Below are 23,836 nucleotides of genomic sequence, written 5' to 3'. Positions count from 1 at the left end.
GTGATCACCGGCATTCGGTCGCCGGATAGCGGACGATGCTGTCAGATTCGATCCGGGAACGGAAGGGACTTGCGCGAATCAAGTAAGCAATGAGCAAATTCCTTGTATTGGCCACCACCCCACCGGGGACAAGCCATTGAAATGCCATGCACACTTCACAACTCGGGCTTCCGTGCACCCCTTTTGACCAGGGAACTCCTCAACTCACGAATTCTCCGCCCGAAACGCTGAACCGAAGAAGCCACCACATCCGTTGGCCCGGACAACCGGGCCGTCACCGCCCGCAGGGGGACGCCGCATGACACGACACCAGGCCGCCGACACCACCCCGACGACGACCGGCCCGACGGCCACCGGCCCGATGGTGGAGGTGACCGACCTCCGGCGCAGCTTCGGCACCGGCGAGCGGACCGTGCACGCCCTGCGCGGCATCGACTTCTCCGTCGAACGCGGTGAACTCGCCGCGCTCAAGGGCCGTTCCGGCTCCGGCAAGACCACCCTGCTCAACCTGGTCGGCGGCCTGGACGCGCCGACCGGCGGACGCATCTCGCTGGACGGCATCGACCTCGGCGGGCTGGACGAGGACGGCCGGCTCGCCCTGCGCCGGGAGCGGATCGGCTTCGTCTTCCAGTCCTTCGGGCTGATCCCGATGCTCACCGCCGCCGAGAACGTCGGCGTGCCGATGCGGCTGCGCAAGGTCCCGCCGGCCGAGCGTGAGGAGCGCGCCCACACCCTGCTCGCCCTGGTCGGCCTCGCCGACCACGCCGGCCAGCGGCCCGGCGAACTCTCCGGCGGCCAGCAGCAGCGCGTCGCGATCGCCCGCGCACTGGCCAACGAACCCGGCCTGATCATCGCCGACGAGCCCACCGGCCAGCTGGACTCCGAAACCGGCCGCTCGATCATGGAGCTGCTGCGCGCGGTGGTCCGCAGCGAGGGCGTCACCGTCCTGGTCGCCACCCACGACCCGACGCTGATGGGGCTCGCCGACCGGGTGATCGAGCTTCACGACGGCCGGATCGTCGAGGAGGCGGAGCGGGCGGCCTGACGGCTGGCGCACGCCCGCTCGCGGCGCCCCGGCCCACGGCGGGCCGGGGCGCCGCTTCGTCGGCTCCCGCGTCCGGCTCCCGCGTCCTGCTCCCGCGTCCTGCTCCTGCGTTCTGCTCCTGCGTTCGGCCGGGTGAATTCACCGGCGAATCGCGGTGACTGACAGGACGCCATCTCCGCTGCCTCGCGACGGGAAAGCCGCCTGTCCGCCCCGGGGCCTGGAGCGGTCTTCCACCGACGACCCAGGACGGCTCCGGCGATTTCCCTCACCGGGAGTGCGGAAGACGTTCGACGACGATCTTCCACCGGAATTCCCCGCGCACTCCCGGCAGTTCTCCGGGACAACACGACCGTGGTGGCCGACGGAATCCGTCGGCCACCACGGTCCCGGCCTCAACGGCCGGTCGTTCCGGAGGAGACCCCTCAGACCGCCGGGAAGATCTCGGCGTCCGGCTTGAGCAGCTGGCCCGGCTTCGGCGCGGTGCCGTCCACCAGGTAGCGGGTCACCAGCGAGTTCAGCGCCGCGCTGCGGCCGACGGCGCAGTGCTCGATGGAGTCGACACTGACCAGCACCGCGTTGCCCAGCTCCTGCTGCATCCGCTGGGCGAACTTGTACTGGGTGGCCGGGTCGTAGAGGTTGCCGATCACCATCACGGTGTTGGAGGTCTTCTTGTTCCAGGGGCCGCTGAACCGCTCGGCGTCCCGGGCCGGCGCCGGCCAGCTCGCGCACGCCGGGGCGTCGAAGGCCTGGTAGCGGCCGAAGGTCGGCGACTCCTTCTCCCACGCCTTGGCGGCGTTGGGGAACACCCGGTCGTTCGACGGGTACGGCTTGTCCTGGCAGTTGACGCCCATGTACGAGTCGTCGGCGGTGTACTCGGAGTCGGCCGGGGCCTCGCGCAGCGCGCGCGGGACGTTCACCGTGAGCTGCTTGGCCTCGTCGTCGGAGACGTTCGCCTTGGGCGCCAGCTGGGCGGCCGCAGCCGGCTTCCGCATCACCTGGTAGGTGGCCTGCAGCGACTTCGCCAGCGGAGCCAGCTTGGCCTGCGAGTACAGGGCGCTCGCCACCTCGCTGGTGAAGCTGCTCAGCGTCACCTGGGAGCCGTTCGACAGGGTGATCGGGCTGGTCCGCAGGTGGTCGCGGAGCTCGTCGAACTTGGCGCGGGTGTCGCCGTCGCCGAAGGCGCAGCGCGGGGCGCCGGCGGTCTGGCAGCGCTTCAGGAACTCGTCCAGGGCCAGCTCGAAGCCGCCCGCCCGCTGGCGGTCGTACTCCAGGCCGTTGTGCAGCCGCAGGTCGGGGTCGACGTTGCCGTCGACGATCACCGCACGCACCTTGTTCGGGTACATCGCGGCGTACGTCGAACCGATCAGGGTGCCGTAGGAGAACCCGGCGAAGGTGAGCTGGGAGTCACCGACGGCGCGGCGCATCCGGTCCAGGTCGCGCACCACGTTGATGGTCGACATGTGCTCGATCAGCGGGCCCGCGTTCTTGCTGCAGGCGTCCGTGTAGTCCTGGTCGGCGTCCAGGGTGTCGGCGATCTCCGCCTTGGTGACCGGCACGCCCACCATGCGGTTGTTGACCGCGTCGGCGTCCTCCTGGGTCTTGAAGCACTTCAGCGGGTTGCTCCGGGCCACCCCACGGGGGTCGAAGCCGACCAGGTCGAACTTGGACTGCACCTCGGCACCGAAACGGGTGGTGGTCGCCCACAGGTAGCCGCTGCCGCCGGGGCCGCCCGGGTTGAGGAACAGCGAGCCGATCCGCTTCGACGGGTCGCTCGCCCGCCGCCGCATCATGGCGATGCCGACCTTCTCACCCGACGGGTTGTCGTAGTCGAGCGGCACGGGGTAGACGGCGCAGTCGTAGATGCCCGGGTCCGGCTTGCTCGGATCCGGATTGCAGGGCTTCCAGTCGACGGGGTCGACCTTCGCCTCGGCGGCCGCCGCACCCGGGGCCTGGTCGAACGGCGCGGCCGACGCGGCCACGGCGGTTCCGGTGACAAGGGCGAGCGCGCAGGTGACCGCTCCGGCCAACGTGGATATGCGGGACAAGGAACCTCCTCCGTACTGAAAGGGCGGCCCCAGCCTGTCAGTCGGAGATCTCCGTGTGAAGACCTCATGGCGACGGAATTCTCTTCCTGAGTTCCGTCATTCTCGACCGGAACATTCTGTGAATGAACAGACTTGACGGTTGATTGACCTGAGATGGGCTCAACTATGCCGACCGCCGGACCTGGTCGAAGGCCCGGTCGGCAAGCCCCGGTCGACAGGCCGGGTCGACAGGCCGGGTCGGCAAGCCCGGGTCGGCAGGCAGGGTCGACGGCGCCGGCTACGCCGCCGAGTCGGGGCTCTCCAGGGGCGCCGAGGCGGTCCGACCGCGCGTCGCGCCGCGCAGGGCCGCCGCCACCAGACCCTGGAGCTCATCGGCCCCGGTCTCACCCCCGCCCACCAGACGGTCGAAGACGAGTCCGTCGACGCAGGCCAGCAAGGTGGCGGTCCGCCCGTCCGGATCGGCGACCCCCCGGTCGGCGAGGAACGCCCGGACGACGGCCCGGCCCGCGTTCTCGCGCGGCACGAGGATCTCCCGCAACTCGGGATCCCGCACGCTCTCCACCGCGCAGGCATACCGTGCCAGCGAGCGCCGGCGGCCCTCGCCGGTCAGCCGATGATGCATCAACTCCTGGATGCCCCACACCAGTTCATCCGCCGAGCGAATCTCCACCCGCTCCCCGATTCCCTGCAGCTCCGCCTGGTCCAGCTCCACCAGCCGACGCACCAGCGCGGTCAACAGCGCCTGCCTGGTCCGCAGGTACGCCGAGGTGGTGCCGACCGGCAGACCGGCCGCCGCGTCCACCGCCCGATGCGTCAGCCCCCGCACCCCGGCATCCGCCAGCACGCCGATCGCCGCATCCGCGAGCACCGTCCGCCGATCCGGCTTGCCCGCCCCACCCGTGCCACCCTGCTCCTGGTCTCGCCGCATCCCCCCTTTCTACCGGCCTGCGCCCCCACCCACCCAAAGACCGCCCCGCCCGCCGCCCCCGCACCCGCCCTCCGGCCTCGCCGCATCCTCCCTGTCGCCGGGCCGCGACCCCGACCGCCCGGAACGCCGGCGGGGCGAAGCCCGACCGGGCCGGGAACCCGGTCGCCGCGTCCACGGTCCGGCGGGTCCGGCCGCGCCTCCGGCCTCGGCGTGCTCCCCCGTTCCACCGAGCTGCGGCCCCGCCCGTCCGGGCCGGCAGGCCCGTAGTACGCTCCTTCTACAGATGTAGAAGGCAGCACGGCGACAGCGGAAGGACCGGGTATGGGCAGCAACAGCGCGGTGGTGGTCGGGGGCGGCATCGGTGGGTTGGCGGCCGCGATCGGGCTCCGGTTGGCGGGGTGGGAGGTGACGGTGGTCGAGCGGGCGGCCGTGCTGGACGACGCCGGGGCCGGGATCTCGCTGGCCGCCAACGGGATGCGGGCGCTCGCGACGCTCGGGGTGGCCGAGCCGATCGAGGCGGCCTCGCGGCGGCAGTACAGCGGCGGGACCCGCACCCCGGACGGCCGTCGGCTGGCGCTGATGGACGGCGAGGCGCTGGAGCGCGAACTGGGGGCGCCGATCGTCGGAATCCCCCGGGCCGACCTGCACCGCATCCTGCGGGAGGCGCTGCCCGCCGAGTCCCTGGTGATCGGCGCGGAGGTGACCGACCTCGACACCACCGACCCCGCCAGGGTCCGGGTGCGCCACGGCGACACCACCCTGGAGGCCGATCTGGTGGTGGCGGCCGACGGCATCCACAGCCGGATCCGGCGCCGCCTCCTCCCCGCCCACCCCGGCCCGGCGTACAGCGGTTCGACGGTGCTGCGAGCGATCACCGGGCGCCCGGTCGAGGGACTGACCTCCGATTTCGAGCTGACCTGGGGCCACGGCGCCGAGTTCGGCCACATCGCCTTCCCGGACGGCCGGGCCGAGTGGCACGCGGTGCTCAACGCCCCGGCCGGGGTGCGCTACCGGGATCCACTGGCCGAGGTCCGCCGCCGCTTCGCGCGCTGGCACGACCCGATCCCGGCACTGCTCGCGGCGACCGACCCGGCGGCGGTGCTGCACCATGACGTCAACGAGCTGGCCGCCCCGCTGCCCTCGTACGTCTCGGGCCGGATCGCCCTGCTCGGCGACGCGGCGCACGCCATGACGCCCCACCTGGGCCAGGGCGCCTGCCAGGCCCTGGAGGACGCGGTGACCCTCGCGGCGGCGGTCGCCGGGAGCCCGACGGTGGAGGGTGCGCTCGCCCGGTACGACGCCGTCCGCCGGCCGCGCAGTCAGACGGTGGCCCGCGACGCCCACCGGGCCGGGCGGCTGGGGCAGCAGCTCGCCAACCCGCTCGCGGTCGCCCTGCGCAACGCGGCGATCCGGCTCACCCCGCCGGGCGCGATGATGCGGACCGTCCTGAAGCACGCCGACTGGACGCCGCCCCGGATCAGCCCCCGCGCCGCCTGAGGTGTCCGCCGCTGCGGCAGGATCCGACGGCCCGACTTGACCGGCCATCTGATAAGGCGCCATATTACATCCATGACGCAGCGCCCCGAGGCCGATCCAGCCGCCCCCAGCCTCGATCAGGCCCGCCGCCAGATCGCCCGCTACGGCCTCACGGCCGACCCGCAGGCGATCCTGGTCGCAGCCCGGTTGATGACGGCGGGCGCCCGGCTCGGCCAGGCCGGGGAGGTGCACTTCGGCCGCTTCGGCCTCTCCACCGGCCGCTACCGCCTGCTGGCCGACCTGGAGGACCACGGCGGCGAGAAGTCGCCCTCCCGGCTCGCGACCACCCTCGGGGTCTCCCGGGCGACGGTGACCGGCCTGGTCGACGGCCTGGAGCGGGAGGGCCTGGTGGCCCGCCGGCCGTCCACCGAGGACGGCCGGGGCAACGTGGTGATCCTCACCGCGCGCGGCGCCGACAAGCTGCGCGAACTCGCTCCCGAGCACTTCGCCCGGATGCAGTCGCTGGTGCGCGGGCTCTCCGTCGAGGAACGCGCGACCTTCCTGGACCTGCTGGCCCGGGTGGTCGCGGGCCTCGACGCCCTCACCGCAGACTAGACCCCCCGAAGTACCGAGCCCGACGGCGGGCCGCCGAGCGGTCCGCCGTGCTTTCCACCCCAATAGTTAGCCACCTAAGCACTAATGCTTAGGTACCTCACCAGATCCATCGAGGAGCAGCCCATGAGCAAGAAGGCCCCCGGCGCACCGCCCCCGCCCTTCGTCCTGTGGCGGGAGGCCCTGACCGCCTACGCGATGCCCGCCGTCAGCGCCGCCCTCGGCGGGGTCGTCACCCGGCAGCCGCAGCTGATCGTCGCCGCGCTCACCACCATCGGCGGCACCTCCGCCGTGGTTGCCGCCGCGCTCGGCGCCCTACTCCGCCGCCGCCCGCCCCGCTCCAGGCCGCCCCGGACGCCCAAGGGCCTCGCGGCCGCCGCCTGCGGAGTGTTCGCCGCCGCACTCGGCCTCGCCGTCGGCCTGGCCGCCGCGCACTGGCTCCCCCAGCTCCCGGCGCTGGCCGACAGCCCGTGGCCGGGCCGGCTGCCGGTCGACCTGCCGCTCTCCTCGGCGATCGCCGCCACCATCACCACCTGGCGCTGGCGCGGCAGCAGGCCGGCCATTGAACCGCAGCACCGACTCCCGGCCACGACCCGACCCGAAAGGCAGACGTCATGATCGTCATCATGGGCGCCGGTGGCGCCACCGGCAGCGCCACCCTGCGCAGCCTCGCCGCCCTCGGCGCACCGACCCGCGCCCTCAGCCGCAACCCCGCCCGGTTGTCCGCCGTACTGGACGACCACACCCTCGCGCGCACGACGACCCTCGCGGCCGACGCCGCCGACCCGGAGTCCCTGCACCGGGCGTTCCGGGGCTCCCACCAGCTGTTCCTCACCATGGCCAACGGCCCGCACCAGGTGCGGCACGAGCTGAACGCGATCGAGGCGGCCGTCGCCTGCGGCGTGGAGCACATCGTCAAGGTGTCCGCGCCCGCCGCCGAGCCGGACTCCCCGGTCGCCGTCTCGCGCGGCCACCACCTGATCGAGGAGCGCCTGCGCGCCCTGGGCGTCACCACCACCGTGCTGCGCCCCTACGCCTTCATGCAGAAGCTGCTGCTCCAGGCGCCGGGCATCGCCGGCCCCGGCCTGGTGCACGGCGCGCTGGGGCAGGCCCGGTGCAACTACGTGGACGTCCGGGACATCGGCGACGCCGCGGCGGACATCCTCACCCGCCCGGAGCTGGCCGGCGGCGGCTACCCGCTCACCGGCGGGCGGGCGTACAGCCACCCGGAGCTCACCGCGCTGCTGACCGAGCTGCTCGGCCGTCCGGTGCGCTACGTCGACCTGCCGCCGGCCGAGCTGCACGCCCACCTGGTCCACCGGGCCGGGATGCCGCACTGGCTGGCCACCCACGTGGTGGAGATCCAGCAGCTCGCGGTGGTCCGCAAGGAGGTGCCGGACGACACCTTCACCCGGCTGACCGGGCGCCCCCCACGTACCCTGGAAGCCTTCCTCGGCGAACAGCTGCACCGCTTCCGCTGAGCGGCCCGTCGGCGTGGCGGGCCGGCGCGAGGCCGAAACGCCGAGCCCGCCACCCGAAGGGGGCAGCGTCCGCTGTGGCATGGATCACTGTCCGGAACTCCCTCTGACGATCCGTCAACTCGACTGACGGTCCGTCACATCGGGGATACGCAACATCAGTTGTCACCTGATGCGGCGTCAGATTCGGCCACTGCGGCCCCAGTTGGGCCGAGTTCCCGCTCCTGCCGGGCTCCGATCCCGGGGCTACCATCGATCGGGTTGTCCGCTCCGGCCCCGGAGTGGGGGCGCCCGGTCAGGCGGTGCTCCCACCGCCCCAGGGGCCGGGCGTCGGTAGGAGCGGGGCGAGGACGAGGAGCGCACGGCCGACATGACCACTGAACCGATCCACGCGGAGCAGGACACCGAGCCGTCGTCGGCCGAGCCGACGTTCGCCCTGTTCCCCGGCCGCCCCGCCGCCGCCCCGCGCACCCTGGTCGACGTGCTGGACGCCACCGTGCGCGCCCACCCCGACGAGCCGGCCCTGGACGACGGGCGCACCGTGCTCAGCTACCGCGCCCTGGCCGTCGAGGTCGAGCAGGTGCGCCGCCGGCTGACCGCGGCCGGGATCGGCCCCGGCGACCGGGTCGGCGTCCGGGTGCCGTCCGGCACCAACGACCTGTACGTCTCGATCCTCGCCGTGCTCGCCGCCGGCGCCGCCTACGTCCCGGTGGACGCCGAGGACCCGGACGAGCGCGCCCAGCTGGTCTTCGGCGAGGCCGCCGTGGCCGCCGTGCTCGGCGCCGGGCGCGCCCTGAGCACCACCGCCGAGCGGGCGCCCGCCCCGGAGCGCCGCCCCGGCCCGGCCGACGACGCCTGGATCATCTTCACCTCCGGCTCGACCGGCAAGCCCAAGGGCGTCGCCGTCACCCACCGCAACGCCGCCGCCTTCGTCGACGCCGAGGCCGCGCTCTTCCTCCAGGAGGAGCCGATCGGCCCCGGGGACCGGGTGATGGCCGGGCTGTCGGTCGCCTTCGACGCCTCCTGCGAGGAGATGTGGCTGGCCTGGCGGCACGGCGCCTGCCTGGTGCCCGTCCCCCGTTCCCAGGTGCGCAGCGGCGCCGACCTCGGCCCCTGGCTGGCCGAGCAGGAGATCACCGTGGTCTCCACCGTCCCGACCCTGGCCGCGCTGTGGCCGGCCGAGGCGCTCAACGAGGTCCGGCTGCTGATCTTCGGCGGCGAGGCCTGCCCGCCCGAGCTGGTGCAGCGCCTGGTCACCGAGGGCCGCGAGCTGTGGAACACCTACGGCCCGACCGAGGCCACCGTGGTCGCCTGCGCCGCCCTGCTCACCGGCGAGGGCCCGGTCCGGATCGGCCTGCCGCTGGACGGCTGGGACCTCGCCGTGGTGGACGAGGCCGGGCAGCCGGTCGCCCCCGGCGGCACCGGCCAGCTGGTGATCGGCGGGGTCGGCCTGGCCCGCTACCTCGATCCGGAGAAGGACGCCGAGAAGTACGCCCCGCTGCCCTCGCTGGGCTGGGAGCGCGCCTACCGAAGCGGCGACCTGGTCCAGGCCGACCCGGCCGGCCTGCTGTTCCTCGGCCGCACCGACGAGCAGATCAAGCTCGGCGGGCGCCGGATCGAACTCGGCGAGGTGGACGCCGCCCTCCAGGCCCTGCCCGCCGTGGCCGGCGCGGCCGCGGCCGTACGGACCGCGCGCGGCGGCAACCAGCTGCTGGTCGGCTACCTGGTCGTCCAGGACGGCTTCGACCGCGAACAGGCCGTCGAACGGCTGCGCGCCGAGCTGCCCGCCGCCCTGGTGCCGCTGCTCGCCCCGGTCGACACCCTGCCCACCCGCACCTCCGGCAAGGTCGACCGGGGCGCCCTGCCCTGGCCGCTGCCCGAGCTGGAGGCCGCCGGGCCGAGCGAGCAGCTGTACGGCACCGAGGCGTGGCTGGCCGAGCAGTGGGCCGAGATCCTCGGCGTGCAGGTCGGCGGCGCGCGCGACGACTTCTTCGCGATCGGCGGCGGCAGCCTGGCCGCCGCCCGGCTGACCACCCTGCTGCGCACCCGCTACCCGAGCGCCGCCGTGCTGGACATCTACCAGCACCCGACGCTGCGCAAGCTCGCCCGCCACCTGGAGCGCACCGCCGGCCAGGGCGGCGAGGCCCGTACCGTCACCCCGGTGCCGACCCGGGCCCAGCTGCTCCAGCTGCTGCTGCTGATCCCGCTGTTCACCGTGGTCGGCCTGCGCTGGACGGTCGCCCTGCTGGCCGCCGGGAACCTGCTCTCCCACCTCGGCCACTACCCGTGGGCGCCCACCGCCTCCTGGTGGGCGGTCGGCGCGGGCGCGCTCGTGCTGTTCAGCGCGCCGGGCCGGCTCGCGATCGGGGCCGGTGGCGCCCGGCTGCTGCTGCGCGGCCTGCGCCCCGGCAGCTACCCGCGCGGCGGCTCCATGCACCTGCGGCTGTGGGCGGCCGAGCGGCTCACCGAGCTGAGCGGCGCGACCGGGCTGTCCGGCGCCTGGCTGGTCCCCTACGCCCGGGCGCTGGGCGCCAAGGTCGCACCGGAGGTGGACCTCCACTCGCTGCCGCCGGTCACCGGGCTGCTCAAGCTGGGCCGGGGCTGCGCTGTCGAGGCCGAGGTCGACCTGTCCGGCTACTGGCTGGACGGCGACCGGCTGGAGGTCGGCCAGGTCAAGGTCGGCGCCGGCGCGGTGGTCGGCACCCGCTCGACGCTGCTGCCCGGCGCCCGGGTCGGCAAGAACGCCCAGGTGCTGCCCGGCTCCAGCGTCACCGGCCAGGTGCCGACCGGTCAGCGCTGGGGCGGCGCTCCCGCCGTCAAGCTGGGCCGGGCCGAGTGGTCCTGGCCCAAGGCGGTCCCGGTCCGCCGGCCCCTCTGGGCCGCGGTGTACGGCGCCGGTGACGCCCTGCTCGGCCTGCTCCCGGTGCTGCCCGCCGCGGCCGCCCTCGCCGTGCTCTCCCGCTTCGTCGACCAGGGCGCGGACCTCGGCCCGGCCCTGGGCGGCGCGCTGCTCGGCCTGCTGCCCGCGACCCTGGCGTACGGCGCGCTGTACGCGGCGCAGCTGGTGGTGCTGGTCCGGCTGCTCAGCCTCGGGCTGGTGCCCGGGGTGCACCCGCTGCACGGCCGGGTCAGCTGGCAGGCGTGGACGGTCAGCCAGCTGATGGACCGGGCCCGCGAGGTGCTGTTCCCGCTGTACGCCGGGCTGGTCACCCCGCTGTGGCTGCGGGCGCTGGGGATGCGGGTCGGCCGGGGCGCCGAGGTGTCCACGGTGCTGGCACTGCCCAGCCTGACCACCGTCGGTGACGGCGCGTTCCTGGCCGACGACACCCTGATCGCGCCGTACGAGCTCGGCGGCGGCTGGATGCGCCTGGGCGAGGCGAAGATCGGCGAGCGGGCCTTCCTCGGCAACTCGGGGATGACCGCGCCGGGCCGTTCGGTGCCCAAGCGGGGCCTGGTCGGTGTGCTCTCGGCGACGCCGAAGAAGGCGAAGAAGGGCACCTCGTACCTGGGCATGCCGCCGATGCGGCTGCCGCGCGCGGCGGACCAGGCGGACCAGAGCCTGACGTACGAGCCGCCGGCCCGGCTGCGGTGGGCGCGCGGACTGGTCGAGCTGGCCCGGCTGCTGCCCGTACTGGCCTCGGGGGCACTGGGCCTGCTGACGGTGGCGGCGCTGTGCCGGCTGGCGGACGGCGCCCCGCTGCTGGCGGCGCTGCTCTCCGGTCTGGTCCTGCTGGCGGCGGGCGGCCTGGCCTGCCTGGTCGCGGTGGCCGCGAAGTGGCTGCTGGTCGGCCGGTTCCGGGCGGTGGAGCACCCGCTGTGGAGCGGCTTCGTGTGGCGCAACGAACTCGCCGACACCTTCGTCGAGGTGCTGGCGGTGCCGTGGCTGGTCGGCGCGGTGCCGGGCACCCCGGTGCTCAACCTGTGGCTGCGGGCGCTTGGTGCCAAGGTCGGGCACGGCGTGTGGTGCGAGAGCTACTGGCTGCCCGAGGCGGACCTGGTCACCCTCGGTGACGGAGTCAGCGTGAACCGGGGCTGCGTGGTGCAGACCCACCTCTTCCACGACCGGATCATGCGGATGGATACTGTGGTCCTCCGCGAGGGTGCCACCCTGGGCCCGGGCGGGATCGTGCTGCCCGGCAGCACGGTGGGCGCGCGCAGCACGCTGGGCCCGGCCTCGCTGGTGATGCGCGCCGAGTCCGTCCCCGCCGACACCCGGTGGCTGGGCAATCCCATCGAGGCGTGGCAGCCCACGTCGTGACCACCCCGCCCCGTCCGGTACGGCCACCCGTCCCGGCCCGCAGGAAGCGCCCGCCCCCGTGAAGCCCAAGCACGCCCAGCCCGCAGCCCCCGGCCCGGACCCGTACTTCCCGAACAGCGGCGACCACCGCTACCGGGTGCACCGCTACGAACTCGCCCTGGACTACCGGCCCGGGCCCAACCGGCTGGCCGCCTCGGCCCGGCTGAGCGCGGTCGCGGACGCGGCCCTGGCCGAGTTCGCGCTCGACCTGGCCGAGTTCCGGATCGGGCGGGTGCTGGTCGACGGCAAGGCCGCCCGCTACACCCACCGCGGCGGCAAGCTGCGGATCCGCCCGGCGAAGGCCCTCCCGCCGGGCGCGGCCTTCACCGTCGAGGTGCACTACACCGGCAACCCCCGGCCGGTGCGCAGCCCGTGGGGCGGCCTGGGCTGGGAGGAGCTGACCGAGGGCGCGCTGGTGGCCAGCCAGCCGGTCGGCGCGCCGTCCTGGTTCCCGTGCAACGACCGGCCCGCGGACAAGGCGACCTACCAGGTGGCGGTCACCACGCCGTCCCCGTTCACGGTGCTCTCCGGCGGCCGGCTGCTCACCCGGACCACCCGGGCGTCCAGCACCACCTGGGTGTACGAGCAGAGCGCGCCGACCTCGCCGTACCTGGTGACGGTCTCCATCGGGCACTACCGGCCGGTGCCGCTCACCGCCCGGGCACCCCAGGGCGGTGTGCTGCCGCAGACCGGGCACGTGCCGCAGACCGGGTACGTGCCGCAGCGGCTGGCCGAGGACTTCACCCGGGACTTCGCCCGGCAGCCCGAGATGATGGCCCACTTCGCCGAGGTCTTCGGGCCGTACCCCTTCGGCGAGTACGCCGTCGTGGTCGCCGACGAGGAACTGGACGTCCCGGTGGAGGCGCAGGGCGTGGCCACCTTCGGCACCAACCACCTCGGCGGCGGCTGGGAGCGCGAGCGGCTGATCGCGCACGAGCTGGCCCACCAGTGGTTCGGCAACAGCGTCTCGATCGCCGACTGGCGGCACATCTGGCTCAACGAGGGCTTCGCCAAGTACGCGGAGTGGCTCTGGTCCGAGCACGCCGGCGGCCCGGGCGCGGCCGTGCACGCCGCCGCGGCGCACCGGCTGCTGGCCGGGCTGCCGCAGGACCTCACGATCGGCGACCCGGGCCGCCGGCTGATGTTCGACGACCGGCTCTACCAGCGCGGCGGCCTGGTGGTGCACGCGCTGCGGCAGGCGCTCGGCGAGGACCCGTTCTTCGCGATGCTGCGGGACTGGGCCGGCGCCAACCGGCACGGCGTGGTGTCCACCGGCGACCTCCTCACCCACGCCTCCCGGTACACCACGGCTCCGCTCGGCCCGCTGTTCGAGGCGTGGCTGGAGCGGCCGGAGCTGCCGCCGCTGACGGGCTGACCGGCTGACGGACTGACGGACTGACGGGGAGGCTGCGGGGGTCACAGCGGCTTCGGCCGGCGGGCCCTCGTGGCAGGTCTGTTCCGGCAGGTCTGTTCCGGCAGGTTTATCCGCCTGGTCCGGGACCCGGCTGAGCTACTGTCCGTCCATGTCGAAGAGCTCAGACGATCAGATGACCGACCAGTCCGACCAGTTGCTGCCCACCACCCGCCGCGCCCTGCTGCACCGCGTCGCCGTCGCCCAGGCCGAGGGCCGCACCCCCTCCCTGGTCGCCGGGGTGGTGCGGGACGGCCGGCTGGTGTGGACCGGCGCCCGCAGCATGGTCGACGGGCACGCGCCGGACGCCGACGTCCAGTACCGGATCGGCTCGCTCACCAAGACCTTCGTCGGGGTGCTGGTGCTGCGGCTGCGCGACGAGGGCTTGCTCGACCTGACCGACCCGCTGGGCCGCCACCTGCCCGGCACCCCGGCCGACGGCGTCACCGTCGCCCAGTTGCTCGCCCACTCCGGCGGGATCGCCGCCGAGACGCCCGAGCCCTGGTGGGAGCGGACCGACGGTGCGCTACGGCCCGGACTCGGCGACCTGCTGGACCGGCAGAACCCGCTCAAGCACCCGGCCGGGCAACGCCACCACTACTCCAACCCCGGCTACGCGCTGCTCGGCGCGCTGGTCGAGAAGCTGCGCGGCGAGCCCTGGGGGGAGGTGCTGCGCCGCGAGGTCCTGGCCCCGCTCGGCCTGGACCGCACCACCCTGCTGCCCGAACACCCGCACGCCGGGGGCTTCGCCGTCCACCCGTGGGCCGACGTCATGCTGCCCGAACCCCTCACCGACACCGGCCTGATGGCCCCGGCCGGCCAACTCTGGTCCACCGGCGCCGACCTGGCCCGCTGGGCGGCCTTCCTCGCCGCCGGCGACGACCGGGTGCTCACGGCCGACACCCTCGCCGAGATGCGCCGCCCGGCCGTCGGACCGAACGACGCCGACTGGACCTCCGGCTCCGGCCTCGGCCTCCAACTGCGCCGCCACGAGGGCCGGTTGCTGTACGGCCACACCGGCTCGATGCCCGGCTTCACGGCCGGACTGTGGGTCAGTGCCGAGGACGGCCTGGCCGCGTTCGCCCTCTCCAACGCCACCAGCGGCACCGACACCTCCCTGCTGGCCGCCCAGTTGATCGGCATCACGGCCGCCCACGAGCCCCGACTGCCCGCCCCCTGGCGCCCGCTGTCCGAGGTCGACCAGGAGTTGCTGGCGCTCACCGGCCCCTGGTACTGGGGCGCCGCGCCCAACGTCCTGCGGCTGCGCGCCGACGGCGTCCTGGAGTTGACCCCGCAGGCCGGCGTCCACCGGGGCTCCCGCTTCCGGCCCGAGCCGGACGGCACCTGGCGCGGCCTGGACAACTACCACGCGGGCGAGACCCTTCGGGTGGTCCGGCACGCCGACGGCACCGTCAGCCACCTGGACGTCGGCTCCTTCGTCTACACCCGCGAGCCGTACGGTCGACCGGCCGCCGCCATCCCCGGCGGCGTCGACCCCCAGGGGTGGCGGGCGTTCTGAGCCCACCGGTGATCGCGGCGCCGTGACGCGTTCAGCCGTGGAGCCGTGACGCGCGGAGCCGTGACGGCTTGGCGCAGCCGACCGGGAGCGGCGGCGGGGGCGTGCGCAATGCAGCTGCGCGCCCCCGTTGTCCACCCCGGCCGAACGACCGCCCGGTGCCGGGCAGATGACCGGCAGGCCACGGGCCGCCACGGGTGGTCCCATTCAACAGGTGCACATCTGCGCTCCGCCGGGCCGCAACGTGAATTCCAACCGACTTGGAGACACATACGGGGACCGGTCCGCGCCCGACGCCCAACCCCTGCGGGCCGGGACGGCGCCGTGGCGATCCACGGCACCGCCGATCGTGCTGCCCTGGAGGGTCCGCCATGACCACCGTCCCCACGTACGCTCCGTCCGCAGTCGCCCCCACCCACGACACCCCAGCGGTCCCCGCGCCCCACCACCGGCCGGCCCCGGCCCCGGCCGACTACACCGTCTCCCTGGCCAGCGACGAGGACGACGTGCGCGCCGCCCAGCGGCTGCGCCACCAGGTCTTCGCCGCCGAACTCGGCGCCGTCCTGCACAGCCCCGTCACCGGACTCGACGTCGACCCCTTCGACGAGTACTGCGACCACCTGCTGGTCCGCGAGGGCGAGGACGGCGCCGTCGTCGGCACCTACCGGATGCTCCGCCCCGAGGCCGCCCGCCGGGCCGGACGGCTCTACTCCGACGGCGAGTTCGACCTCTCCGCGCTGGCGCCCGTCCGGCCCGGCCTGGTCGAGCTCGGCCGTTCCTGCATCCGACCCGACCACCGGGGCAACGGCGCCGTCATCAACCTGATGTGGGGCGGCATCGCCCGCTACCTCGCCGACACCGGCAACACCTGGGTCGGCGGCTGCTGCTCCATCGACCTGGCCGACGGCGGCGCCACCGCGGCCCGGGTCTGGGACACCGTCAGCGCCAAGTACCTGGCCCCCGAGGAGTACCGGGTCACCCCGCACCGCCGCTGGGACTCCACCGGCGTGCCGCGCGCCGAGCGCGGCGCCCTGCCCGCCCTGCTCCGCGGCTACCTGCGACTCGGTGCCTGGGTCTGCGGCGAGCCCGCGTACGACCCGGACTTCAACTGCGCCGACCTGTACGTGCTGCTGTCGCTGGAGCGCACCGACCCGCGCTACCTGCGGCACTTCCTGTCCGGAACGGCCACCCCGGGCGCCTCGTCATGAGCGTCTGGCTGCCGACCGCGACCTGCCGCCCGGAGACCTGCCTGGGCGAACGCGCGCCGGAGGTCTCCCACCCCCGGCGGGCGCTGCGACTGACCGCCTGTCTGGTGGCGGTGCTGGCCGGGGTGCTGCTCAGCCTCCCGGTGCGACTGCTGCCGTACGGCGCCCGGGACCGGCTGATCCGGCTCTGGGCGCGGGTGCTGCTGCGCACCCTCGGGGTGACCGTCCACCTCGGGACGCCCCGGACGCCCGGCACACCCGGCTCGGCCGGGGCGGCCGGGGCGGCCGGCGGCACGGCGGTGAGCGGCGGCACGGCGGTGGCCGCCGACGGGGCCCTGGTGGTGGCCAACCACGTGTCCTGGCTGGACATCCCGCTGCTCGCGGCCGGGCGGCCGGGCCGGTCCCTGGCCAAGACCGAGGTCCGGCGGTGGCCGGTGCTCGGGCCGCTGGTCGCCTGGGGCGGCACCGTGTTCCTGGACCGCGACCGGCTGCGCACGCTGCCGGACACCGTGGCGACCGTGGCCGAGGTGCTGCGCTCCGGACACCCGGTGATCGTCTTCCCGGAGGGGTCGACCTGGTGCGGGCGAGAGAGCGGCCGGTTCCGACCCGCGCTGTTCCAGGCCGCGGTGGAGGCCGGCGCCTTCGTCCAGCCGGTGACCATCCGCTACCGGCTGGCGGACGGACGGTCCACCAGCGCCCCCGCCTTCATCGGCGACGAGGGACTGCTCACCTCGCTCGCCCGGGTGGTCGCGGTGCGCGGGCTGGTCGCCGACGTCACCTTCCTGCCGCCGATCCCGCCGCCCGGGCCGCAGCCCACCCGGGCGGGCGCCCGACGGGAACTGGCCCGGGCGGCGCAGGCGGCGGTGGAGGGGATCCGCTGAGGCGAGGGCTGTCGCGTTGCCCGCGCCGTTCGTGCCGTCCCGGCCAGGCCCCGGCTCCGCTCAGGCGGAGCGGGCTCCGGCCGGTTCCTCCGGCCGCGTCTCTCCGGGAGCGGCCGGGGCGAGCGGACGGGCCCGGCCGAGCAGTACGGCGACCAGCACGGCCGTGACGGCGAGCAGCACCGAACCGCAGCGCAGCGCGAGGTGGATGCCGTCGACGAAGGCGCCGTCCACCGCCTGCCGCACCGGAGCGGGCAACCCGCCGGCCGCGCCCCCGCCGCCGTGCGCCGCCCCGGTGGGCGCGTCCGCGACCGGGCCGACCGCCTCGACCGGAACGCCCAACCGGTGCAGGGCCGAGGTCAGCTGGTCCGTCATCCGGTTGGTCAGAACGGCGCCGAGCACCGCGATCCCGAGCACCCCGCCGAGTTCGCGCAGGGTGTTGATGGTCGCCGAGGCCATCCCGGTCTGCGCCGGGGCGACCCGCTGGAGCACCGCGATCGAGATCGGGGTGAAGGTCAGCCCCATGCCGAAGCCCAGGGTGAAGAGCGTCCAGAGGTACTCGAGGTAGCGGGCGTGGTCGCCGTACAGCGACAGCCCGCCCAGGCCGACCGCGCACAGCGCCAGCCCGAGCACCATCGGCAGCCGGGGCCCGTACCGGGCGGCGAGCCGGCCGGACAGCGGACCCGCGACCACCAGCATCACGGTCATCGGCAGCCCGCCGTAGGCCGCGCCGGACGGCGACCAGCCCAGCACGCCCTGCATCAGCAGCGGCAGGAAGAACAGCGCCCCGAACATTCCGAAGCTGACCATGAACCCGCTCAGCAGCGCACCGCCCAGCGCGCCGTCCCGGAACAGCCGCAGCTCCAGCATCGGCTCGGCCACACGCAGTTCGAGCAGCAGGAAGACGACCAGCAGGGCGACCGCGACCGCTCCGCAGCCGAGGACCCGGGGGTCGGTCCAGCCGCGCGAGGGGCCCTCGACCAGGGCGTAGACCAGCAGGCCGAGGCCCGCCGCCGAGAGCACGAACCCGCCGCAGTCGATCCGCCGGGCGCGCGGCGGGATCCCCGGGAGGACCTTGGCGGCGAGCACCACCCCGGCCACCCCGATCGGCACATTGATCCAGAACACGCTGGCCCAGCCGAGGTGTTCGACCATCGGACCGCCGATCACCGGGCCGATCGACAGGCCCAGCGCGGACACCCCGGACCACACGCCGATCGCCTTGGTGCGCTCGCCCTCCTCGGTGAACACGTGGCCCAGCAGGGTCAGACTGCCCGGGGTGAGCAGCGCGGCCCCCACGCCCTGGACCATCCGGCCGCCGACCAGCACCCCGATCGTCCCGGCGAGTGCGGCCACCGCGGAGCCGAGGGTGAACAGGCTCAGGCCCAGGACGAACATCCGGGTCCGGCCGTAACGGTCGCCGAGCGCACCGCCGGTCAGGACGAGGCCCGCGTAGACCAGGCTGTAGCCCTCGGCGACCCACTGGAGGCCGCTGATCCCCGAGTCCAGGTCCTGCCCGATGCGGGGCAGGGCGACATTGACGACGACGTTGTCCAACATGGCCATGAACATGGCTACGCAGAGCGTCAGCAGCGCCAACCGCTGTCTGCGGCGCGTGCTCGACTCCCCCATGGAGTTCCCTCCGATCCCATCCCTAACAGCGTTAGGGTCCGATGCGACACGCACAGACTGCCCCTAACGCTGTTAGTTGGCAAGTCATATCCCCGACCTGCGAAACCACCGGCCGAGCAGCCGTGGCACTGTTGACCCGCCACACCGAACCGATCCGCCCGACCCGACCGATCTGCCAGGTCTGCCAGATCCGACCGACCCGACCGACCGCTGGAGGCGTCCGCACAGCCATGCCGGAGAACGACGACGCGACCCCCGCCCTCACCCGCGAAGCCCTCACCCAGGCCGCGCTGCGCGTACTGGAGCGGGACGGCCTGGACGGGCTCTCGATGCGCAAGGTCGCCGCCGAAGTCGGCGTCAAGGCGGCCTCGCTGTACTGGCACGTCCGCAACAAGCAGGAACTCCTCGACCTGCTCAGCGACGCGATCCTCGCCTCGGCCGAACCCCCGCCACGCCAGGACGACTGGCGCACCGAGCTGTACGAGTACTGCGCCACCTACCGCCGGCTGCTGCTCGGCAACCGCGACGCCGCCAAGGTGGTGGCCGGCCGCCTCGCTCCCGGGCCGTGCCTGCTCAACCTGATGGAGGACCAGCTCGACCGGCTCCGCTCCGCCGGCTTCTCCGACGCCGACACGGCCATGGCCAGCTACCTGCTGGGCGCCTTCGTCCAGGGCTTCGTGCTCCAGGAGCAGTCGCCGCTCTCAGCCGCCGAAGTCCTCGGCACCAGCCGCCGGGACATCGCCGAAGACGCCGGGAACCTCTTCCGCAGCCTGCCCCCGGAGCAGTACCCCAACCTCACGGACCTCGCCGACCACATCACCGGCCCCAACATGGACGCCCGCTTCGACTTCTGCGTCCACCGCGTCCTCGACGGGCTCGCCGCCCTGCTGCCGCCCGACCGGCGCTGACCGGCGGCGGCTGCGGCTGGCGGCTGCGGGCTGCGGGCCGCGGGCCGGCTATCGGCGTCGGGCGGCGGCGTCGACCGAAGGAGCGGTGCAGTCGGCTCGGACGGATCGCGGCCGGCCTGACGGCCGCGCTGGGCCGCTGGCTGATCCTCCGCGTCGGCCACCCCTCCTTCGGCACCGCCGTCGGGCTGGACATCGGGCCCTGCCGGACCCGATCAGCGCTCCGCCGGACGCCCCTCCGCCGGACGTCCCTCCGCCGCATGCCCCTCCGCCGCATGCTCCGCGAAGCCGTACGCCCCTGGGGTGCCCGGTCATTCGCACAGATGATCTACACGTCCCCTCCCCCTACGATACGAACCATGCTCGCCTACGCCCCCGCGGCCCTGTTCTTCCTGCTGTTCGGAGTCGGGGTACTACGCGACCGCCGCCAGTTCAGCAACGCCGTCCTGCTCGGCATCGCTGTGTCACTCCTCTCCCTCGCACTGCTCGCCGAACTCCGCAAGGCACCCACGCTGGTGGCGGAGCTGGCGGCGGTGGCGATCGTCCTGCTGCCGACGGTCGGAACCGTGGCCCTGGTCTGGTTCCTGCTCGCCAACGGCGTAACCATGATCCGCAAGGAAGGCACCCGGCCGGCCAACCTGCTGCCCCTGCTCGCCGGTCTGGGCATCATCGCCGTCTTCGCCCTGCTGTTCGCCGCCATCGCCACCCACTCACCCCGGCTCGGCATCCTCGCGGGCACCGCCGTCCTGGTCGTCGGGTACATCTCCTTCCTGTTCGTCTGCTTCGTCGGCTACGCCTTCCTGTACGGTCGCCACCGGCCGCGCCGGGACGTGGACTTCGTGGTCGTCCTCGGATCCGGACTGATCGGCGGCGAGCGCGTCCCGCCCCTGCTCGCCAGTCGGCTCAACCGGGGCCGCGAGGTGTACGAGGCCCAGGCCGCGCGCGGCAACCCTCCGGTGCTGATCACCTCGGGCGGCCAGGGGCCGGACGAGAAGCTGCCGGAGTCGCACGCGATGGCCGACTACCTGGTCGAACACGGCTTCCCCGCCGAGCACATCGAGCGGGAGGACCGCTCACGCACCACCGAGGAGAACCTGCTCTTCAGCCGGGCCATCATGGAACAGGCCAAGCCCGACTACCGCTGCGTCGTGGTGACCAACAACTTCCACGCCTTCCGCGCCGCGCTGACCGCCCGCAAGACCGGCGTCAACGGGCACGTCTTCGGCTCGCCCACCGCCCGGTACTACTGGCCGAGCGCGACCATCCGCGAGTTCGCGGCGGTCTTCCTCGCACACAAACTGGTCAACTTCGGGATCTGCGGCCTCCTCGCACTCTGCGGGGTCCTGGCTGCGCTCTGAGCGCCTCCCGGCGCACCGGTCCCCACGTGGGGTCCGGCTGTTCACTCCTGCAGCGACTGCGCCTACTACGGCGCCGGCCGTCACCACGCACGCACCACGGAGATCACAGCCCATGTCACAGCCGATGTCACAGCAGTGGTCACGGGGGTGACCACGGGGACGTACGGTCAGGGCGGACCGGGCGTCCAGCTGTGGGTGCGGCCACGCGGCTCCTGACCGCCCGGAAGCCGCTGCTCGGTGGGGACAGGCTGAGAAACCGTCATGAGGTCAACCTGCCCTCTTCGAACGCCCGACTCAAGCCCTTCCCAGCGCAACTCCCCTCCGGCCAAATCCCCTCCGGCCATTGCCCCCTCCGACGCGGGCCATCGGCAACCAGCCCGGTGACGAGTCACTCCTCGCTCATCCCGCCACCTCCCCCACGACCTCGCCGGCCCGCAGCCCCGCGAACAGGTCGGTCTCGACGCCTCCAGCGCAATCCGAGCCGTCCGAGCCGTCCGAGCCGTCCGAGCCGTCCGAGCCGTCCGAGCCGTCGGCACTCGACACGAAGCTGCGCGCCAGGTGGTAGTCCTCGGTGGGCCAGACCTCCCGCTCGACGGCCCGTGGGTGGGCCATGAAGGCAACGCCCGGCTGCACCTGGGTGGCATGCGCCAGCATCGCCGCGTCCCGTACGGCGAACTGCTCAGCGCACGCGATCCGGGTGGTGGTCGCGAGGGTGGGCGGAGTGTCCGGCCATTCGGCGAGCAACTCGCCCATCGCCGAGGGGATTCCGCGCTCCGTCATGGCGTCGTGCAGCGCCTGGAACCAGGGCCGGGAAAGCGCCAGGTGGTAGTAGAGCTTTGGCGCCTGCCAGGGTTCGCCGGCCTCCGGGTAACGCTTCGGGTCGGCAGCGGCCTCGAAGGCCTCGACCGTGACCTTGTGAGTCATCACGTGGTCCGGGTGCGGGTACCCGCCCGTCTCGTCATAGGTGACCACGACGTGCGGACGGAACTCCCGGATCAGCGCGACCAGCGGTGCCGCCGCGACCTCCATCGGCTGGGCGGCGAAGCAGTCGTCCGGCAGCGCTTCGTCCGGGCCCTGCATCCCGGAGTCGACGAAGCCCAGGAACTGCTGCCGCACACCGAGGATGTCACGCGCGGCTGCCATCTCCTCGCGCCGGATTCGGGTGAGGTCGGCACGGACCTCGGGGCGGTCCAGTGCCGGGTTGAGCACCGAACCGCGCTCGCCACCGGTGCAGGTCGCGACCAGGACGTCCACACCGTCCGCCGCGTACCGGGCGAGGGTGGCCGCCCCCTTGCTGGATTCGTCGTCGGGGTGGGCATGCACGGTGAGCAGCCGCAGGCCGTCGGCATGCTTGCCATCGGGGCGCTTGGTGAACAAGGGGACCTCCACAGTCGTAGCGAGTCGGATTGATGTGAATCGATTTGACTCGAGTCGGCTTGAGTCGGCTTGAGTCGGCTTGAGCCGGATTGGGTCAGACTGAGCCACAGGGGAACTGGCGAATGCTCAGGACGCGGCGGCCGATCAGCCTGCCTTGCGGGCGGCGCCCGGGTAGAGCAGAGCCGGTGCGATCGAGAGTGCCGACAGGGCCAGCACCCACCAGAAGGTCGCGCCGAAGGCCGCACCGGGCTGACCCGGGTGCCCCACCTGCGCCTGCTGGAGGACCACGGTCAACACCGCCGTACCGAGAGCCCCGCCGAGCCGGTTGAGCACATTGACCGCGCCGGCCGCGGCCGGCACCTGGTCCCTCTCGACGCTTCCGTACACCGCCGCCATTCCGGGGATCACGATGATCCCCATGCCCACCCCGCGCAGCGCCAGCGAGCCGACGACCAGCCAGTCGGCCGGGCCGGAGCCGCGGCCCAGCTGGGTGAAGACCACGGTACCGAGCAACGAGCAGCCGATGCCGAGCAGGATCAGCGGACGCGGTGCGAAGCGGTGGGTTATTCGGCCGGCCAGCAGCGAGGTGACCGCAGTGCCGAGCGCCTGCGGTGCCAGCAACAGCCCGGCCGCCACCGCTCCGGCATGCTCCACCTGCTGGTAGTAGAGCGGCACCAGGAACATCGAGCTGTACAGCACGGCTCCCTGGAGGAAGCTGTTCGCCGTCGCCACCGCGAAGCCCCGACGGGCGAACAGCCGCAGGTCGAGCAACGGCGCCCGGCCGTCCCGGCGCCGCCCGATCCGCAGCGCGTGCCACCCGTAGGCCGCCAGCAGCACCGCCCCCGCCGCGACCGCCACCGGGCCGGCCGTGCCACCGCCGCCGATGGTGGAGAGCCCGTAGACCAGCGCGGTCAGGCCGGGTGACAGCAGCACCAGACCCGTCACGTCCAGCCTGGCCCGCGGGAGTTCGGAGCGGTCCTCGGCCGGGAGCCAGCGGGCCGCCAGCAGCACCGTCAGCAGCCCCACCGGCACGTTCAGCAGGAACATCCAGCGCCAGTCGAGGTGCTCCAGCACCAGGCCGCCGAGGATCGGCCCCAGGACCGGAGCCAGGCTGATCGGGAGCAGCAGGGTGCCCATCACCCGGCCGATCCGGGACGGCCCGGCCGCCTGCACCATGATCGACTGCCCGAGCGGCTGGATCATGCCGCCGCCGATGCCCTGCAGCACCCGGAAGGCGATCAGGCTGCCCGTCGACCAGGCCAGACCGCACAGCGCGGATCCGAGCACGAACAGGACGACCGAGGCCAGCCAGGCCCGCCGGGCCCCGAACCGGCCGGCGGCCCAGCCCGAGAGCGGCATGGTCAGCGATATCGCCAGCAGGTACCCCGTGGCCACCCACTGCACCGACGCCATCGAGCTGTGCAGATCGCGGCCGACGGAATCGATGCCGACATTGACGATCGTGGTGTCCAGCAGAGCCAGGATCGGACCCAGCGCGAGCACCACCGCCATCTTCCACAGGCCCGGCGGCAACGGCTCCGGCCTCACCGACCGGCCCGCCTCCGAGACCTTCCCCGGCCTGCCCTCTCCGGTGACCGACATGGTCATGCGTCCTCCCCTGGGTCGTCCCTCCGGCGGCCGCTCCGACTGCCTGGAGAAAACTTAGGACGGAC

General features: G+C 73.7%; 17 protein-coding genes. 12 read left to right on the top strand and 5 right to left on the bottom strand.

What is annotated here, in order from left to right:
• Positions 1-298: 298 nt before the first annotated feature.
• Positions 299-1,045: an ABC transporter ATP-binding protein gene (locus ACZ3YL_RS14580; RefSeq protein WP_465657455.1), complete on the top strand. Its 747-nt coding sequence runs from the start codon at positions 299-301 to the stop codon at positions 1,043-1,045.
• Positions 1,046-1,467: 422 nt separating this feature from the next.
• Here ACZ3YL_RS14580 and ACZ3YL_RS14575 read toward each other — a convergent pair whose 3' ends face one another.
• Positions 1,468-3,090 carry an alpha/beta hydrolase gene (locus tag ACZ3YL_RS14575; protein ID WP_465657453.1) on the bottom strand — a complete coding sequence of 541 codons (1,623 nt, stop codon included), beginning with the start codon at positions 3,088-3,090 and terminating at the stop codon, positions 1,468-1,470.
• A 277-nt stretch (positions 3,091-3,367) separates the two neighbouring features.
• Positions 3,368-4,018 (bottom strand): TetR/AcrR family transcriptional regulator, encoded by a 651-nt coding sequence (locus ACZ3YL_RS14570; protein ID WP_465657450.1) that lies wholly within the window; start codon positions 4,016-4,018, stop codon positions 3,368-3,370.
• A 321-nt stretch (positions 4,019-4,339) separates the two neighbouring features.
• Between ACZ3YL_RS14570 and ACZ3YL_RS14565 the strand changes: the two genes are divergently transcribed.
• From ACZ3YL_RS14565 to ACZ3YL_RS14525, 9 genes are all read left to right on the top strand, one after another.
• Entirely contained in the window at positions 4,340-5,515 is a 1,176-nt protein-coding gene (locus ACZ3YL_RS14565) for an FAD-dependent monooxygenase (protein WP_188307144.1), read from the top strand.
• A 72-nt stretch (positions 5,516-5,587) separates the two neighbouring features.
• Positions 5,588-6,109, top strand: a complete 522-nt coding sequence (locus ACZ3YL_RS14560) for a MarR family winged helix-turn-helix transcriptional regulator (RefSeq protein ID WP_188307145.1) — start codon at positions 5,588-5,590, stop codon at positions 6,107-6,109.
• A gap of 123 nt (positions 6,110-6,232) precedes the next feature.
• Positions 6,233-6,724, top strand: a complete 492-nt coding sequence (locus ACZ3YL_RS14555) for a hypothetical protein (protein ID WP_188307146.1) — start codon at positions 6,233-6,235, stop codon at positions 6,722-6,724.
• Entirely contained in the window at positions 6,721-7,587 is an 867-nt protein-coding gene (locus ACZ3YL_RS14550; protein WP_188307147.1) for an NmrA family NAD(P)-binding protein, read from the top strand. Before ACZ3YL_RS14555 ends, ACZ3YL_RS14550 begins: the two co-directional genes overlap by 4 nt.
• Positions 7,588-7,954: 367 nt before the next feature.
• Entirely contained in the window at positions 7,955-11,842 is a 3,888-nt protein-coding gene (locus ACZ3YL_RS14545; protein WP_465657442.1) for a Pls/PosA family non-ribosomal peptide synthetase, read from the top strand.
• A 58-nt stretch (positions 11,843-11,900) separates the two neighbouring features.
• Positions 11,901-13,256, top strand: a complete 1,356-nt coding sequence (locus tag ACZ3YL_RS14540; protein WP_188307172.1) for a M1 family metallopeptidase — start codon at positions 11,901-11,903, stop codon at positions 13,254-13,256.
• Between the two features lie 172 nt (positions 13,257-13,428).
• The gene (locus ACZ3YL_RS14535) at positions 13,429-14,811 is read left to right on the top strand and encodes a serine hydrolase domain-containing protein (protein WP_465657593.1); all 1,383 of its coding nucleotides are present in this window, start codon (positions 13,429-13,431) and stop codon (positions 14,809-14,811) included.
• A gap of 368 nt (positions 14,812-15,179) precedes the next feature.
• A complete protein-coding gene (locus ACZ3YL_RS14530) occupies positions 15,180-16,016 on the top strand; it encodes a GNAT family N-acetyltransferase (protein ID WP_465657439.1) in 837 nt (278 codons plus the stop codon).
• Positions 16,013-16,894: a lysophospholipid acyltransferase family protein gene (locus ACZ3YL_RS14525; RefSeq protein WP_465657437.1), complete on the top strand. Its 882-nt coding sequence runs from the start codon at positions 16,013-16,015 to the stop codon at positions 16,892-16,894. Before ACZ3YL_RS14530 ends, ACZ3YL_RS14525 begins: the two co-directional genes overlap by 4 nt.
• 60 nt (positions 16,895-16,954) lie before the next feature.
• Here the strand turns inward: ACZ3YL_RS14525 and ACZ3YL_RS14520 are convergent, their stop codons facing one another.
• A complete protein-coding gene (locus ACZ3YL_RS14520; protein WP_465657435.1) occupies positions 16,955-18,451 on the bottom strand; it encodes an MFS transporter in 1,497 nt (498 codons plus the stop codon).
• A 302-nt stretch (positions 18,452-18,753) separates the two neighbouring features.
• On the opposite strand from ACZ3YL_RS14520, the gene ACZ3YL_RS14515 reads away from it, so the two are divergent.
• Complete coding sequence (locus ACZ3YL_RS14515; RefSeq protein WP_188307152.1) at positions 18,754-19,431, top strand: TetR/AcrR family transcriptional regulator C-terminal domain-containing protein; 678 nt, start codon at positions 18,754-18,756, stop codon at positions 19,429-19,431.
• A 356-nt stretch (positions 19,432-19,787) separates the two neighbouring features.
• The gene (locus tag ACZ3YL_RS14510; protein ID WP_188307153.1) at positions 19,788-20,786 is read left to right on the top strand and encodes a YdcF family protein; all 999 of its coding nucleotides are present in this window, start codon (positions 19,788-19,790) and stop codon (positions 20,784-20,786) included.
• Between the two features lie 399 nt (positions 20,787-21,185).
• Here the strand turns inward: ACZ3YL_RS14510 and mca are convergent, their stop codons facing one another.
• Both mca and ACZ3YL_RS14500 read right to left on the bottom strand, forming a co-directional pair.
• Positions 21,186-22,163 carry a mycothiol conjugate amidase Mca gene (mca, locus tag ACZ3YL_RS14505; protein WP_465657432.1) on the bottom strand — a complete coding sequence of 326 codons (978 nt, stop codon included), beginning with the start codon at positions 22,161-22,163 and terminating at the stop codon, positions 21,186-21,188.
• A gap of 144 nt (positions 22,164-22,307) precedes the next feature.
• A complete protein-coding gene (locus tag ACZ3YL_RS14500) occupies positions 22,308-23,771 on the bottom strand; it encodes an MDR family MFS transporter (RefSeq protein WP_465657430.1) in 1,464 nt (487 codons plus the stop codon).
• Positions 23,772-23,836: the final 65 nt, after the last annotated feature.

It is taken from the genome of Kitasatospora sp. NPDC023176, assembly GCF_055560495.1.
Note: the sequence above shows the minus strand (reverse complement) of the source record. Positions and strands in the feature narration are given on the sequence as shown.